Consider the following 13,013-nt stretch of genomic DNA (forward strand, 5'->3'; position numbering starts at 1 on the left):
CCGGTGGCCGTTCAACTATGCGGGCACCATCCCGATGCCGGAGCAAACCCCCGGATCAGGTCGAACCCGTACACCACTTCCCTGGACGCAACCTCTTGCGCATGCGGGGTATAGCCGCTCGTGCCCGGTGCGGTTTTGCCACCTACTTCGTGGCAGAACGCGGCCTTGACCACTGGATCACCGAGTACTGGGACACCGCCCTGGCGCGGTGGGTGCGTATCGACTCCGAGATCCTGGGCACAGGCCACGTCGACCGCCCAGAGGACCTTGCTCCCGGCGAGTTTGTGACCGGGGGCGAGGCATGGGTCCAGTACCGCAGCGGCTTGATCGACCCGGACGTGTTCGGGGTAACCGGCACCGGTCACGCCTGGGGACGGGCCGAGATCAGCGGCAATGCCGTCCGGGACCCCGCCGTGCTGTGCAAGCTGGGGACGCTGCCCTGGGACGGAGGGGGCCGCATGACCGCAGCGTACGAAGACAAGACCGGACCCGGGTACGACCGGCTCATCGACACGGTTGCCGCTGTCTGTGCCAGAGACGACCCGCTGTCCTTGACGCGCCTGTTCGCGTACGAGGACCTGGCAGTTCCTCAGCGCATCGTCGGGTAGAACGGGCAAGGGATCGGCCATGACCGAGCATCGTGACAGTCCCTGGCCCCGTTCAGGTGGAGGCGGTCTGTGCAGCTGTAGCCCGGGACGGGGCGAGGCGGTAGGAGCCCGTGGTCGCCGAGGGCGTAGCCCTGGTGTGTCCGTGGGGCCGCGCTATGCGCACTCGCGTGGTCCTTGGCGGATTCAAGCGTCCTGCCAGTAGGTGAAGCCCAGCGACGTCAGTCCTTCGGACCGGCAGAGGCGATCCGAAGCTCCTCCGACTTCGGTTTGGAGGAGTTGATACGCGGCTCCGTTGCGCTGTCCCCAGTGCATCGCCGCCCGCCACAGCAGGCGTCCCAAGCCCTGACCGCGGTACTCCTGGAGGACTCCGAAGTATTGCGGCATCAGTTGCGGGGTGCCGATTGCGTCGGGCCGGATCTCCATCGGGCCGATGGCGCCGACCACCCTGCCGTCCTGGGCGGCGGTCAGGACGGGGCCGACCTTCGCTGCCTTCATCTGTCCGTAGAGGAAGGCGAAGCCGTCCGCGGCCATCTCCTCGGCGAAGCCGGCGAAGGTGTCTCGCACGCCCGCCGGCCAGTCGTCGAATGGGCCGACGGGGCCGACCGGGGCCGGGCGGACCGCCGCCTTGAAGTCCTGGAGCTGGACGCGGGTCCCGCGGCCGTCCGGGGACTCGGGGCCGAGGAAGCGCACCACCCGTGCCCTCCCGGCGCCGTACTCGGCGGTCAGTTTCTGAGCCAGCTCGGTGGCCGCGAACATGCTGTCGGGCTCGATGCCGTAGAGGTGGACCTTGACCATTCCGGCGCCCCGCCGGGACATCGTGGGGATCAGGGTCTCACCGGGCCGGTGCGCGATGTTCTCGGCGAGAACGGTCTCGTCCTTGCGGTCGGACCAGCGGATGTCCTTGTCGTAGCGCAGGAACCACCGGTCGGTGGAGGCCGCGATCAAGGTGTCTGTGAACAGGTCTTCGGTGAGGACGGACGGGTGCACCGGTCCGATCGTCGGCACGTAGGGCGCCGACACCACGGGACGCAGCCAGTCCCAGCGGAAACGCATGTGCTTAAGGTACTCGTCTCGTGTTCAGGGCTCAGGCCCGGCGCAGGATGCGCCAGGACCTGAGCGAGCGTGACCGGGTAGGTCAGTTCGGGTTGTCGTCTCCGGCCGCGCAGGAGCAGGCGCTGCCCTCCATCACGGTGTCCGCGTCGGGCTCGATGACGAGCGCCTCGGTGGCGACGAGAGTGGAAGGGAGAGCCGGGCGGACGGCCGGCGGGCGGCGGGTCTGGATCTCGACGGGAACGAGACTCATGCGTGCACCATCTCCTCGGTGTCTCCGTGCTGGCAGTAGGTGTGCAGTGGTGCCTCCGCCTCCTGGTAGACCTTGGCGAGCGGTCGGCACACCCGGCAGGAACCGGAGAGCGAACAACCCGAGCAGCCACCGGTGCGAAGCATCAGACGATCGGAGATCGCTCCGAGTCGACGCAGACCGTCGATGCCCTCGGCCATGAGGTCGATCTGGTCATCTCGGCCGATCTTGCAGATCGAGACCTTGCCGTGCGGGTCGGCGTGGAAGAAGGTCACGCCGGCGTTGCAGCCCTGGAAGACAGGGCGCGTGCGCAGGTGCTCCGTTGACTGGACGAGCAGGGGCTCGCCCGTGCCGGAGAAGGTCGGCTGCATGTTGGTGTACACGTGGTGGTCCAGGCCCCAGCCCTTGACCACGGCCACCATGGCGTCGACCTCGTGGGCGTTGTCCTCCGTGACGACGACGGACACCCGTAGCGGCAGGCCGGCATTGCGGGCAGCGGCCATGCCCTTCTGGAAGTTCTTCCAGGCGCCCTTGCGCTGGGTGAGTTCGTCGAAAGACTCTTCGGAGGCGCCGTACATGCTGACGACGACGCGGTACGGCGGGAGATCGCAGAACAGGCGCAGCAGGCCGGGTTTCCACAGGCGCGAGGCGTTGGTGGAGACCGTGAGCATCATGCCCTGGCGGTACGCGTACCGGTAGGTGCCCGCGAAGTCGGGGTCGACCGTGGGTGCGCCGCCCGTGATCTGGAGCCAGAGGACGCCGGAGTCGCGGAAGATGTCGATCAGTTTGACTTTCTCCTCCCAGCTCAGGCCAGACAGGGAACGTTCGCCGAGGTAGCAGTGCTTGCAGCCGAAGTTGCAGTAGAGGTTGATCTCCCAGCTCGCCCGGGCGAAGGCGAGTTCGGTCGGCTCGCGCACCAGGAGCGCTGCCCCGACGGTCTGGTCGGCCAGGTCGAGACTCCAGGCTTCGGCCGCGGCGGTAGCCAGCCAGTCGGGTACGCGGTCGTCGGCCCGGGCCCGCTGCCGTACCTCCTCGTAGTGTTCGGTTGGCAAGCGCACGCAGGCGGCGCTCCCAGGTCGGACGGCCAGGTGGCCATCCAGGAACGGGCTGACGATCAGCTGGTGCATCCTGTGCCTCTTTTCCCGGGTTGGGCCCCGTCTCCGCTGAGACCTGTCCTTCTGAGGTGGGGGAAACCTCCTGTTCGAGCAGCGGGGACGGGGGATGGGGCCTGCTCAGGGCGTGCCGTCTTTCTATGCGACGTGGGCGGGCGGGCTGGGCAGCGAAGTTTCAGTGGGCCAGTGGGCAGAGGGAGGAGGTCCGGTGGGCGAGGGGGTGCTCTGACGGCGGACGGCCTGTTCGCTCATCGTTCAGTGGAGCTGTTCGAGCCGGAACACACGGCGTCGGCGGGCGAGGAGCGGGAAGGTCGCGCCGGTCACCGTGATGTCGCCGGTCTCCGCGACGGGGACGCCGGTCTGCTCGCATCGGAAGCAGCTGCCGTCGCGCCAGTCGAAGCGGCTTGTTCCTCCGGCCTCAGCCCCACAGGTCCTCCTTCGTCCGTTGGTGAGCCGGGGGCCGGTCGTCGATGAGGGGGAGGCAGGTGGCAGGGCGGGCGTGCCACACGAAGGAAAATGGTTCTGCCACGAGGGGCAACGTGAAGTCGGAGCCCTGCTCTAGGGCTGTGACGGCGTCGTGCCAGCCCTGGTAGGACCGGTCGACGAGAGGGTCCACGGAGTCCGGCGCGACGGCCGAGGCGATGATGCGGATCTGAACGCGTGCCCAGCGGATGGCTGATGCGGCGGTCGGACATCGGGCGGAGCTGATTTGCCGTCCGTCCATGTGGCGCCAATCGCACCAGAATCCCGGCGTCAGGATGCTCTCGGCGTGTGTCAGCGCGGACGAACGGTGGAGCAGCATGGGGTGATCAGGGCGCATGGTGACTCGGCTCGGTGTAGATCCACAGCAGGCGCCGGGCCAGGTTGGCCACGTCACGCATGGAGAAAAAGGCGTTGAAGGCCGCGGTCTGCTTTGTGGGGCGGTTCGTTTTGTCCAGCAGTCGGTAGGCCTGTGTGAACAGGTCTTTGACGGCGGGGTCTTCGTCGGCGCCGAGCTCCTTGCCCAGCAGCAGATGCAGCTGGGCGACAATGGCCGTCGTCCTGGTGTCGATCTCCTCGCGGGTCGACGTGCCCAGCTCCATCCTGAGGGCGGCGTCGGTGCCGTCCGCGATCGACTCCACGTCGATGGGCGGGCTGTCGACGGCTGGAGCGTCGGGCTTGTCGGTCACGGTGGCCACCACGCATCTCCCCTCGGTACGGCCGGGTGCGGCTTCCTCGGTTGCTCCGGTTCGCCCACGACCGTAGGACGGCCGCCTTCCAACCCCCAAGAAGATTGCGCGAGTTTGCAGCAAGTCGATTGACGGCCTCGAACAGGCCCTCCACCATCGTCATGTCGCGCAAACAAGCGCAAGACAGCAGACAGGAGAGCGCCATGAAGCTACGGTTCCTTGGCAAGAACTCCACCGTGGGCGACTGCCCGACCCTGTACGCCACGGACCGGGACACCTACCTCGTCCAGGGCTGGAGGATCTTCGCGAACGACCTGCTGATGCACCTCGACATTCCCGAGGGGCAGACGGCAGTGGAAGTACCGACGGAGCTGTTCGAGTCCCTGAAGGAGGACGGGCTGGCGGCCGGCGAGTTCAGGCGCATCGAGGACCCGATCATGATCCTGGCGCCTGGCGGCACGTACGTCGTTCAGGGCCCGGAGGTGACCGATCCCGAGGCCCTGTCCCAGATGGAGATTGCGGACTACGAGACCGTGGTCGAGGTCCCCAGGGCCTCGGTCACCGCCCTACTGGAGGAACCGCGTGGAGTTGATCTCCAGCGCCCAGCGCAACCGGCTCTTTGAGACCTTCACGGCAGACGCTTTCCATCTGGAACTGAGGGACGACTACTCCGTCCCCGACGAGGACGGCCCGTACGAGAGCTGGCGGCGCGGAGAGCCGGTCGACTACGCGTACATGGAGCCGTGGACGCAGCTGATCAAGCGCGTCACCGCAGAGGGCAGAACCGTCCGGCGGGTTCGCGTCGTCACCGAGCCGCACTCGCCCTACATCCAATGGGAGTACGCCGCCACAGCGCGCAACGAGGAGGCCGGCGAACAGATCCGGTGGGTGCCGCGCCACCTGCTTCCCGGCAAGTTGGTCTTTCCCGTGGGGGGTAACGACTGGTGGCTGTTGGACGACCGGCTCCTGGCCGTCGGGCACTTTGACGGCGATGGCCGCGTTCTTGGCTCCGAGCTGGTGGAGATGCCCGACGTGGTCGCCGAGTGCGTCCGTGTCCGGGACCTCCTGTGGGACCTGGCGATCCCGCACCGCGAGTACAAGCCCTGACCCATCCGTGAGTAACCAGGCACAAGAGACGCGTGAGGCGCTGGGCGGCCGGCTGCGCGGTTTCCGGAAAGACGCCGGATTCACCAGCGGCCGGGCCCTGGCGCGCACCCTGGGCTGGCAGGAGTCGAAGGTCTCCCGTCTTGAGCACGGGAAACAGAACGCGAGCGAGCAGGACATCCGGGCCTGGTGCACGGCGACCCGGCAAGAGCAGCACATCGACGACCTGATCGCCACCGTGCGGCATATCGACGAGCTGTGGCTCGAGTGGCGTCGGCAGGTTCAGACGGGCGCCGAGACGCGCCAGAAGAAGTCCCTTCCCGTCTATGCCAGGACCAAGGTCTTCAGGATCTGGCATCCCAACATGGTCTGGGGGACCTTCCAGACGGCGGAGTATGCGGCCGAGATCTTCCAACAGGCCGTCCGCTTCCTGGAGTTCCCCAACGACACAGAAGCCGCCGTCGGCAAACGACTCGAACGGCAGCGGTACCTCTACGAAGGCAACCGGATCTACAACGTGCTCCTCGGCGAGCAGGCCCTGTACTCCAACGTCGGCGGGTCGGAGGTGATGAAGGCCCAACTCGACCGCCTGCTCGCCCTGATGGGCCTGCCTCGGGTGAGCCTGGGCATCGTCCCGAGGGCAGCCGCCACGGAGATCTGGCTCGGCCACGGGTTCTCGATGTTCGACGACAGGCTCGTCCTCGTGGAGACCTACTCGGCGGAGTTCTCCGTCACCCAGCCGCGAGAGATCGACCTGTATGCCAAGGCGTTTGCTCTTTTGAAGCAGTCCGCCGTCTATGGCACCGCCGTCCGAGACGTCATCCTCACTGCAGCCCAACACTTCGACCAGATGCCGAGCGATTAGGAGAACGCCATGCAGACCGTGACCTCCAACTGGCGGACCAGCTCTTATACCGGGACGGAGAACTGCGTCGAAGTGGCCGACAACGAACCGAACCAGGTGATGGTGAGGGACACGAAGGCGCGCAGCCGCGGAATCGTGACCTTCCGGACGGCCGCCTGGGCGGCATTCGTGGAGCTGGCCAAGAAGGCATAGCGAGAGTTGCCGTCAGACTGCCGGTGTGGGGAGACGGACGATGCGCTCCGGTTTGCGTTGAGCGGCGAGCAGAGCGGGGCTTCACGCTGAGCCGCTGGCGTCCGGCCGGTGGTCAGGCCCGTTGCCGCCCTCGACTCAGTCGAGGGCGACGTCGACACCTGGCTCGTGCCGATCTCCAAGTCGGCATGGTGGAGGATCTCGGCGATCTCGTTCCCCTGAGTGCCCGGACGGACCTCGGTACGCCGGTTCAAGTGCAGTTCGTCCCTATGCGCGGCCAGGCAGTGGAATAGGTCCTTCCGGAAGCGTGACGCTTGCGCGAACGCATCTCCGGGATCGGCGTCAGGCAGCAGACTCACTCTCATGGCCTTCGTCTTGATCGGTGCACCTTGGTCGGAGCACATGATCAACCGGTTCGGTGAGTACTTCACGTACGAGTTCGGTATCCAGTCCGAGGTGTACGGTCCGAAACTCGACGTCGACTTCCTCCCGCCGCGCGAGCAGGGTCTGACCGCCGCCGGCCTCGGCCGGGCCGCCTGACACGGGCCGGCTGGTGACCTTCGTTCAGCGGCTCGGTTAGGGGTATCTGCGGTCGCCTGCGATCATCTCCGCGAGCACCAGCTTGCGGGGGATGTCATCCCCGTCGGGGGGCTGTCCGTACCGCCCGTAGGTCAGGTGCCGGGCGAGGGCGTCGAGGAGGTCTTCGGGTGCGCGCGGATCCGACCGCCCCGATTCCGTCGCGTCGGCCAGAAGGTCCGCCGGTGGGTGCGTGAGCAGGTACCGCGGCGGCCGGTCGCCCTGCTTGTGTTGTTGTGATGGGTGGGTGTGACACGGATCGCGGTCGTGGTCGTTGGAGGCTCGGGGCGGTCCTTCTCTCGGTCTCGCTGTGGTGGGTGCGTGGTATTCAGGCCGTTGGTGATGGCGTGTGCCCTGTGCGGGCAGTGATGTTGCTGTCGTTGCTGTCGTTGCTGTCGTTGCTGTCGCTGTCGTCGTGGCTGTGGGTGTATGACGCGTCTGGCCTGGCTGTGTTCTGTAACGGGTGCACGGGTTGACCCAGGTTGTGCTCCCGCCGCTCGCTTGCCGCCCATGCCGTCTCGTCCGGCGCCCGCTTCTCGTGGGCTGATTGGCACGTCATTCCGGCGGCCCTGCTGGCTTGTTCCCAGTTCGCGCCGCATTTGCGGTTGGTGATTACGGCAACTACTCATACCTGGGGTCGTTGATCAGTCGGTGTTATGCGGGGTGTGTGGGTTCCGGTCCTGTCGGGGTTGTGGTGAGTGTCCACGATGCCAGGATGTTGAGTGCTTGAGCGGATGTGGAGTGGGGTTCGGCGGTGTAGAGGAACAGTGTGATGTCGCTGTCGGGGAATGAGAGTGTTTCGTATTCGACGGTGAGTTCGCCGACCAGGGGGTGCCGCAGTCGTTTGGAGCCGTGGGTGCGCTGGTGGACGCGGTGCTGTTGCCACCAGCGGTCGAAGTCTTCGCTGCGTTGCCTCAGCTCGGTGACGAGCGCTTCGGTGGCCTGCCGGTCCGCTTCGCGCACCGCGTCGAGTCGTAGGTTTTCTACCGCGGCGCGTGCCTGCACGTCCCAGTCGATGAACAGGGTGCGTGCGTGCTGGTCGAGGAAGAGCCAGCGGGTGTAGTTGCGTTTTGTGGCGGGCATGGCCTCGAAGTCCGCGAACAGTGCTCTGGCCATGCGGTTCGCGCCCAGGACGACGGAGCGGCGGCCGAGGACGAGGGCGGGGACGGCCGGGTCCAGGGAGTTGAGCAGCTGGTGGAGGCCGGGGCGCAGGCGCTGAACGCTGGGGGTGCGCGGTACCGGACGGGCGGTGGTGCTGCCGATGAGGTCTTTGAGGTGGGTGAGGCTTGCCTCGTCGAGCCCCAGGGCATGCCCGATGGCCGCGACCACGGCCGGAGAGGGGTTGATGGGGCGGCCTTGTTCGAGACGGGCGTAGTAGTCGGTGGAGACGCCCGCCAGGCGGGCGACTTCCTCGCGTCGCAGTCCGGGTACGCGCCGCACGCGCCCGTCCGGTGGCAGTCCCGCCCGCTCGGGGTCGCACTGCGCGCGGGAGCGTTTGAGGAAGTCCGCGAGTTCGCGGTTGACAGAGGCCATGAGAGCAGTCTGTTCCATGGACGGCGAGCGTGGCCTCCTCAAAGGGGGGTCTGTCAGTCCTAGGCAGCCGCGGCCTAGGGCGTGCAGGGCTCGTGATGGCCCGGAAGAGCGCGCTTGGGCGGCCGACGATGGAGTCAGCGCCGGAACAGCAGCACCCTCCGGCTCCCCATCACGGCACCTAGGAAAGAGGATCACCCATGTCTGGCACCACCACTGCCTCCACCTGGCTCGTCACCGGCGCCTCCCGCGGTATGGGGCTGGAGTTGGTGCGGCAGCTGCTCGCCCGGGGCGACAATGTGGCCGCCACCACCCGGTCCGTCGAGCGTCTGACGGCGGCGCTCGGCGGATCGGCCGACACCGGCCGGCTCCTCGCGCTGAGCGTGGACCTGACGGACCAGGCGCAGGTCGAAAGCGCCGTGCAGCAGACCGCCGAGCGCTTCGGCCGCCTGGACGTCGTCGTCAACAACGCGGGGTACGGCTACCTCGCGGCGGTCGAGGAGACCAGCGCCCAGGACGTGCGGGACATGCTCGACGTGCAGATCGCCGGGGTGTGGCATGTGCTGCGCGCGGCGCTGCCGGTGATGCGGGAGCAGCGCGCGGGCCGCATCATCAATGTCTCCTCGGTCCTGGGTCTGACCGCGGTGCCCGGCTGGGCCCTGTACTGCGCGGGCAAGTTCGCGCTCGAGGGGTTGAGCGAGGCGCTGGCCGCCGAGGTCGCGGACTTCGGTATCAAGGTCACTGTCGTGGAGCCCGGCTACTTCCGTACCTCCTTCCTCACCCCGGACTCCCTGGCCCTGCCGGCCGAGACCTGCGAGCACTATCCGGCGGTACGGGCCATGGTCGAGGACCACATCAAGCTCCAGGGGCACCAGCTCGGGGACCCCGTCAAGGCGGCCGCCGCCATCATCGAGGGCGCCGGCCGCGACGACGGCCCCCTGCGCCAGCTGCTGGGCTCCGACGCCCACGCCTACGCCAGCGCCAAGGTCGACGCCCTGCGCGCCGACCTCGACGCCAACGCGGTGTCCGCCCACGCCACGGACTTCCCCCAGGCCTGAGCCGCCTTTCCGGCGCCGCCATCACGGCCCTGTGCCGGGCCTGCACCCGAAGCACCGAAACCCGAAGAATCCCGAAGCACCGGATCCCGAAGCACCGGATCCTGAAGCACCGAAGTACCGAAGCACCGAAACCCGAAGCACCGAAACCCGAAGAGTCCTGAAGAGAAAGCGATTCCTGTGATGGGCCGTATCCTGATTGTCATGTCCGCCGCCGGTGTCTGGGAGCGGGCCGACGGCTCGCTGTATCCGACGGGTTACTGGGCCGAGGAGGTCGCTGCTCCGCACGAGAAGTTCGTGCAGGCCGGGCACACTGTGGACTTCGCTTCCCCGGGTGGGGTCCTGCAGCCGTTGGACCTGCACAGCGCGGATCCTGCCATTGCCGGGGAGGAGTGCGCCCGCTACGTGGCGCATGCCCGGCAGGCGCTCAGTGATTTCGGCCCGCTGCTGAAGCTGGAGGACGTCGATGCCGCGGCATATGACGCGATCGTTCTTCCCGGTGGCCACGGCCCGGTCGTGGATCTTTACAAGGATGCCGGCCTGGGGCGCGTCCTGGTCTCCGCCGACGACCAGAACAAGATCATCGGGGCGGTCTGCCACGGCCCCGCCGCCCTGCTCAGCGCGGTCGGTCCCGACGGGCAGTGGGTTTTTGAGGGGCGTCGTATCGCCGCCTTCACCACCGAGGAGGAGGAGTTGTTCGGCACCGCTGACAATGCGCCCTGGCTGCAGGCCGACCGGCTCGCGCAGGCGGGTGCCCGCCTTGAGAAGGGCGCACCGTACCAGCCGTTCGTGCTCGAGGACGGCAACCTGGTGACCGGCCAGAACCCGGCTTCCAGTGGCCCTCTGGCCGACGCCGTCAACAGGCGGCTGGCCGGGCGGGCATGACCACCGCCGGCAGGGGCAGACGCCGGCCGCACGCCGCCGCCTGCCCCCTGCGTCGGGCGACCGAGATCTGCGCCGGACGGCTTCCCTTTGCCGGCGCCCTGCCGGACCCCTGGAGATCCATGTGCTTTGCGCCCACCGCAACCGGGCTGGCAGGCAGGTTCCCGCCGAAGCCGTTGCGGCCCCGCCTTGAGAAGGGCGCACCGTACCAGCCGTTCGTGCTCGAGGACGGCAACCTGGTGACCGGCCAGAACCCGGCTTCCAGCGGCCCTCTGGCCGACGCCGTCAACAGGCGGCTGGCCGGGCGGGCATGACCACCGCCGGCAGAGGCAGACGCCGGCCGCACGCCGCCGCCCCCCTGCGTCAGGTGACCGAGACCTGCGCCGGACGACTCCGCTCGCCGACGCCCTACCGGACCCATGGAGACCGATGTGCTTTCCACTCACCGCAACCGGGCTGGCAGGCAGGTTCCCGCCGAAGCCGTTGCGGCCCCACCCGCCGCTGCGCCCCGCTGGATGTGGCTGGCCATCCTGCCGATCTTGTCGCTGTTTGTCCTGTCCAACGCCGCCACCCCGCTGTACACGATCTGGCAACAGCGCATCGGCTTCTCCGACACCACGCTCACGTGGATCTTCGTGGTCTACATCGCGGGGCTGCTGACCTCGCTGCTCGTCAGCGGCCCTGCCTCGGACAGGGTGGGGCGCAAGCCCGTGCTCCTGCCCGCTCTCGCGCTGTCCTTCGTGAGCTGTCTGCTGTTCATGACGGCCGGCAGTGTTGCCGCTCTTGTTGCCGCGCGGCTGCTGACCGGTCTCAGCGGCGGAGCCGTCGTCTCCTGCGGCATCGCCGCCGTGATCGATCTCTCCGGGGGCCGCCGCGCCCAGGCGGCCCGCCTCGCCTCCAGCGCCATCGTGCTGGGTTCCGGGCTCGGCCCCCTGCTGGCGGGAGCCGTCATCGGCGTCTTTGCGGAGCCCGTGCGCCCCGTCTTCCTCCTCGTCCTTGTCCTGCTGGCCGCATCCGTGCTGGTCGCCGTCAGGATGCCGTTGCCCGCCCGCCCCCGCCGCAAGGGGCGCTTCATCCAGATGCCCGCGGTGCCACGGCCGCAGCTGACACACCTTGTTCTGGGCGTCGCCGTCTACGCCCCCGGGCTGATCGGCGGGTCCTTCTTCCTGGCACTGGGCCCCTCCTTGCTGCACAGTGCGCAACCGCACGCCGGAGCCCTGGCCACCGGATCGCTGGTCTTCCTCGCCTTCGCGGCGGCCACCACCATCCAGTTCACGGCCCGCCGTCTGCCGGTGAGGGACATGCTGCCCGCCAGCGCCGGCGCCACGTTCGCCGGCATGGCCTGCCTCCTCGTGGCGGCCGCCACGCACCAGGTGGCCGCGCTCTGCACCGCCGCGGTCCTGGTCGGTGTGGGACAGGGCGCGGGACAGCTTGGCGCCTTCACCCTGCTCAACACCTCGGTGCCGCGCGAGCGTCTCGCCGCCGCGAACGCATGCCTGAGCATCAGCGTCTACCTTCCCGCCGCCGCCTTCACTCTTGCCGCCGGCCGGGCGAGCGACTGGTTCGGCATCGGCATCGGCACGCAGTTGCTGGCGGCCGTCGTGATGCTGATCGCCACCGTCGTCGGCGTCATGCTCGTCCTCTGGAGGGACCGGGTGCCTGCGGCAGACCGAAAATGAACTCAGCTCGACTCCGTCGGGAATCTGGGGTGCCGTCAACGAATGGCCAACCAACCGACACGTGGCTGAGCGTGACCTTGTGGGTGTCGCCATGTCCGGCAGGCTCCGGGGCGGTGTTTCATGAAGGGTCACTCCTGGGCGGGGTCCTTGGCCTGGTTCTCGGCGCGCCACTGCGTCAGGCGGCGGGTGCAGGACGCGCTGTCGGCGGGGCACTCGTCCGCGGTGTCGGGGCAGGGGTGGCGCTACGTCGATCAGTTCGTCGTCCGGGGCGTACCGGCGTGCCGGCCATCCTTGGCTGTTGCGGGCGGTGCCGTGGTTCTCCGGCGGGTGATCGGCGGAGCGCCGTCGTCGATGTGGATCTTCCAGCCGTCGGCCAGCGGGACGAGGACGACGGTGCGGCCGGTGGCCAGGGCGGTCACCAGCGGCCCCGCCGAGGCGAGTTGAGGTGGCCCTGGTTTGTGGGTAATCGGTGAAATCCGCCCTTCCGGCGCGGCGTGGTCATCGCAACAACCCCGAGGGTCAGGTGCTGCAACCACCTCTGGAACCCAAGTCGCCCCGGGGGGAGCCCAAAAGCGCCGCCCTAGCCACTCGCGGCACGTCGAACGGCACGAGTTCAGCCTGCCCCCGCGCGATCACCTGCTGGACACGTCCCGTCACGAGATCGCATTCGTCCACCACGGGCGTGACCTTCGGGTCGTTCTTCACCCGGTCGAACAACCGGGTCCCCGGGCCTGTCAGCGCGCAGAAGGCGCCGTCCTCCCACAAGAACCAGACCGGGCGCACGGTGGGCCCGCTCGTGGCAAGACGAGCGGTGAGCGGCTGCTGCAGGAACGTGTCCACATCGAAGCTGTGAGACGTCACCTCGCCAATCTTGTGGTGCCACACGCCTGTTGCCTACCGACTTCCGACCTGGGAGCACGGCAGCACGACAGGCACGTCACCCG

16 protein-coding genes and 1 pseudogene are annotated in these 13,013 nt (G+C 68.2%); 10 read left to right on the plus strand and 7 right to left on the minus strand.

All coding sequences use genetic code 11. From position 1 onward, the window contains the following. Positions 1-149: 149 nt before the first annotated feature. Complete coding sequence (locus PH203_RS47520) at positions 150-608, plus strand: hypothetical protein (RefSeq protein WP_289928989.1); 459 nt, start codon at positions 150-152, stop codon at positions 606-608. Positions 609-791: 183 nt separating this feature from the next. Here PH203_RS47520 and PH203_RS47525 read toward each other — a convergent pair whose 3' ends face one another. The 4 genes from PH203_RS47525 to PH203_RS47540 form a co-directional block, all read right to left on the minus strand. Beyond that, entirely contained in the window at positions 792-1,661 is an 870-nt protein-coding gene (locus PH203_RS47525; RefSeq protein ID WP_289928991.1) for a GNAT family N-acetyltransferase, read from the minus strand. Positions 1,662-1,743: 82 nt separating this feature from the next. Then, positions 1,744-1,911 carry a hypothetical protein gene (locus PH203_RS47530; protein WP_289928993.1) on the minus strand — a complete coding sequence of 56 codons (168 nt, stop codon included), beginning with the start codon at positions 1,909-1,911 and terminating at the stop codon, positions 1,744-1,746. Beyond that, entirely contained in the window at positions 1,908-3,035 is a 1,128-nt protein-coding gene (locus PH203_RS47535; RefSeq protein WP_289928995.1) for a radical SAM protein, read from the minus strand. Before PH203_RS47535 ends, PH203_RS47530 begins: the two co-directional genes overlap by 4 nt. A gap of 794 nt (positions 3,036-3,829) precedes the next feature. Beyond that, positions 3,830-4,201, minus strand: coding sequence for a hypothetical protein (locus tag PH203_RS47540; protein ID WP_289928997.1), 372 nt, complete (start codon positions 4,199-4,201; stop codon positions 3,830-3,832). Between the two features lie 191 nt (positions 4,202-4,392). On the opposite strand from PH203_RS47540, the gene PH203_RS47545 reads away from it, so the two are divergent. The 5 genes from PH203_RS47545 to PH203_RS47565 all read left to right on the plus strand — a co-directional run bounded on the left by PH203_RS47545 (position 4,393) and on the right by PH203_RS47565 (position 6,887). Next, positions 4,393-4,812: a hypothetical protein gene (locus PH203_RS47545; RefSeq protein WP_289928998.1), complete on the plus strand. Its 420-nt coding sequence runs from the start codon at positions 4,393-4,395 to the stop codon at positions 4,810-4,812. Beyond that, entirely contained in the window at positions 4,772-5,296 is a 525-nt protein-coding gene (locus tag PH203_RS47550; protein ID WP_289928999.1) for a DUF6879 family protein, read from the plus strand. Before PH203_RS47545 ends, PH203_RS47550 begins: the two co-directional genes overlap by 41 nt. Before the next feature lie 7 nt (positions 5,297-5,303). Further along, positions 5,304-6,158 (plus strand): helix-turn-helix transcriptional regulator, encoded by an 855-nt coding sequence (locus PH203_RS47555; RefSeq protein ID WP_289929000.1) that lies wholly within the window; start codon positions 5,304-5,306, stop codon positions 6,156-6,158. A gap of 9 nt (positions 6,159-6,167) precedes the next feature. Then, a complete protein-coding gene (locus tag PH203_RS47560) occupies positions 6,168-6,350 on the plus strand; it encodes a DUF397 domain-containing protein (RefSeq protein WP_289929001.1) in 183 nt (60 codons plus the stop codon). A 360-nt stretch (positions 6,351-6,710) separates the two neighbouring features. Then, the gene (locus PH203_RS47565; protein WP_289929002.1) at positions 6,711-6,887 is read left to right on the plus strand and encodes a hypothetical protein; all 177 of its coding nucleotides are present in this window, start codon (positions 6,711-6,713) and stop codon (positions 6,885-6,887) included. A gap of 690 nt (positions 6,888-7,577) precedes the next feature. On the opposite strand, the gene PH203_RS47570 is transcribed toward PH203_RS47565, so the two are convergent. Beyond that, positions 7,578-8,456: a helix-turn-helix transcriptional regulator gene (locus tag PH203_RS47570; RefSeq protein WP_289929003.1), complete on the minus strand. Its 879-nt coding sequence runs from the start codon at positions 8,454-8,456 to the stop codon at positions 7,578-7,580. A 197-nt stretch (positions 8,457-8,653) separates the two neighbouring features. Here PH203_RS47570 and PH203_RS47575 point away from each other — a divergent pair, with 197 nt between their 5' ends. The 4 genes from PH203_RS47575 to PH203_RS47590 all read left to right on the plus strand — a co-directional run bounded on the left by PH203_RS47575 (position 8,654) and on the right by PH203_RS47590 (position 12,069). Further along, positions 8,654-9,511 (plus strand): SDR family NAD(P)-dependent oxidoreductase, encoded by an 858-nt coding sequence (locus PH203_RS47575; RefSeq protein ID WP_289929004.1) that lies wholly within the window; start codon positions 8,654-8,656, stop codon positions 9,509-9,511. Positions 9,512-9,691: 180 nt separating this feature from the next. Beyond that, positions 9,692-10,393 (plus strand): type 1 glutamine amidotransferase domain-containing protein, encoded by a 702-nt coding sequence (locus PH203_RS47580; RefSeq protein WP_289929005.1) that lies wholly within the window; start codon positions 9,692-9,694, stop codon positions 10,391-10,393. Positions 10,394-10,512: 119 nt separating this feature from the next. After that, positions 10,513-10,704, plus strand: a complete 192-nt coding sequence (locus tag PH203_RS47585; RefSeq protein WP_289929006.1) for a hypothetical protein — start codon at positions 10,513-10,515, stop codon at positions 10,702-10,704. Positions 10,705-10,929: 225 nt separating this feature from the next. After that, complete coding sequence (locus PH203_RS47590; RefSeq protein WP_289929007.1) at positions 10,930-12,069, plus strand: MFS transporter; 1,140 nt, start codon at positions 10,930-10,932, stop codon at positions 12,067-12,069. 251 nt (positions 12,070-12,320) lie between these two features. Here the strand turns inward: PH203_RS47590 and PH203_RS47595 are convergent, their stop codons facing one another. Both PH203_RS47595 and PH203_RS47600 read right to left on the minus strand, forming a co-directional pair. Next, on the minus strand, positions 12,321-12,488 hold the full coding sequence (locus PH203_RS47595) for a hypothetical protein (protein ID WP_289929008.1): 168 nt from the start codon (positions 12,486-12,488) through the stop codon (positions 12,321-12,323). Between the two features lie 169 nt (positions 12,489-12,657). After that, positions 12,658-12,909 (minus strand): annotated as a pseudogene (locus PH203_RS47600) (pyridoxamine 5'-phosphate oxidase family protein); the annotation flags it as partial. Between the last annotated feature and the right edge of the window lie 104 nt (positions 12,910-13,013).

It is taken from the genome of Streptomyces sp. S.PB5 (genome assembly GCF_030403745.1).
Taxonomy (GTDB): domain Bacteria; phylum Actinomycetota; class Actinomycetes; order Streptomycetales; family Streptomycetaceae; genus Streptomyces.

Coding starts and splice junctions, on each gene's coding strand:
- PH203_RS47525 (WP_289928991.1), bottom strand. CDS start 1,661: ATGCGTTTCCGCTGGGACTGGCTGCGTCCCGTGGTGTCGGCGCCCTAC.
- PH203_RS47530 (WP_289928993.1), bottom strand. CDS start 1,911: ATGAGTCTCGTTCCCGTCGAGATCCAGACCCGCCGCCCGCCGGCCGTC.
- PH203_RS47535 (WP_289928995.1), bottom strand. CDS start 3,035: ATGCACCAGCTGATCGTCAGCCCGTTCCTGGATGGCCACCTGGCCGTC.
- PH203_RS47545 (WP_289928998.1), top strand. CDS start 4,393: ATGAAGCTACGGTTCCTTGGCAAGAACTCCACCGTGGGCGACTGCCCG.
- PH203_RS47560 (WP_289929001.1), top strand. CDS start 6,168: ATGCAGACCGTGACCTCCAACTGGCGGACCAGCTCTTATACCGGGACG.
- PH203_RS47565 (WP_289929002.1), top strand. CDS start 6,711: ATGGCCTTCGTCTTGATCGGTGCACCTTGGTCGGAGCACATGATCAAC.
- PH203_RS47570 (WP_289929003.1), bottom strand. CDS start 8,456: ATGGCCTCTGTCAACCGCGAACTCGCGGACTTCCTCAAACGCTCCCGC.
- PH203_RS47575 (WP_289929004.1), top strand. CDS start 8,654: ATGTCTGGCACCACCACTGCCTCCACCTGGCTCGTCACCGGCGCCTCC.
- PH203_RS47580 (WP_289929005.1), top strand. CDS start 9,692: ATGGGCCGTATCCTGATTGTCATGTCCGCCGCCGGTGTCTGGGAGCGG.
- PH203_RS47585 (WP_289929006.1), top strand. CDS start 10,513: ATGTGCTTTGCGCCCACCGCAACCGGGCTGGCAGGCAGGTTCCCGCCG.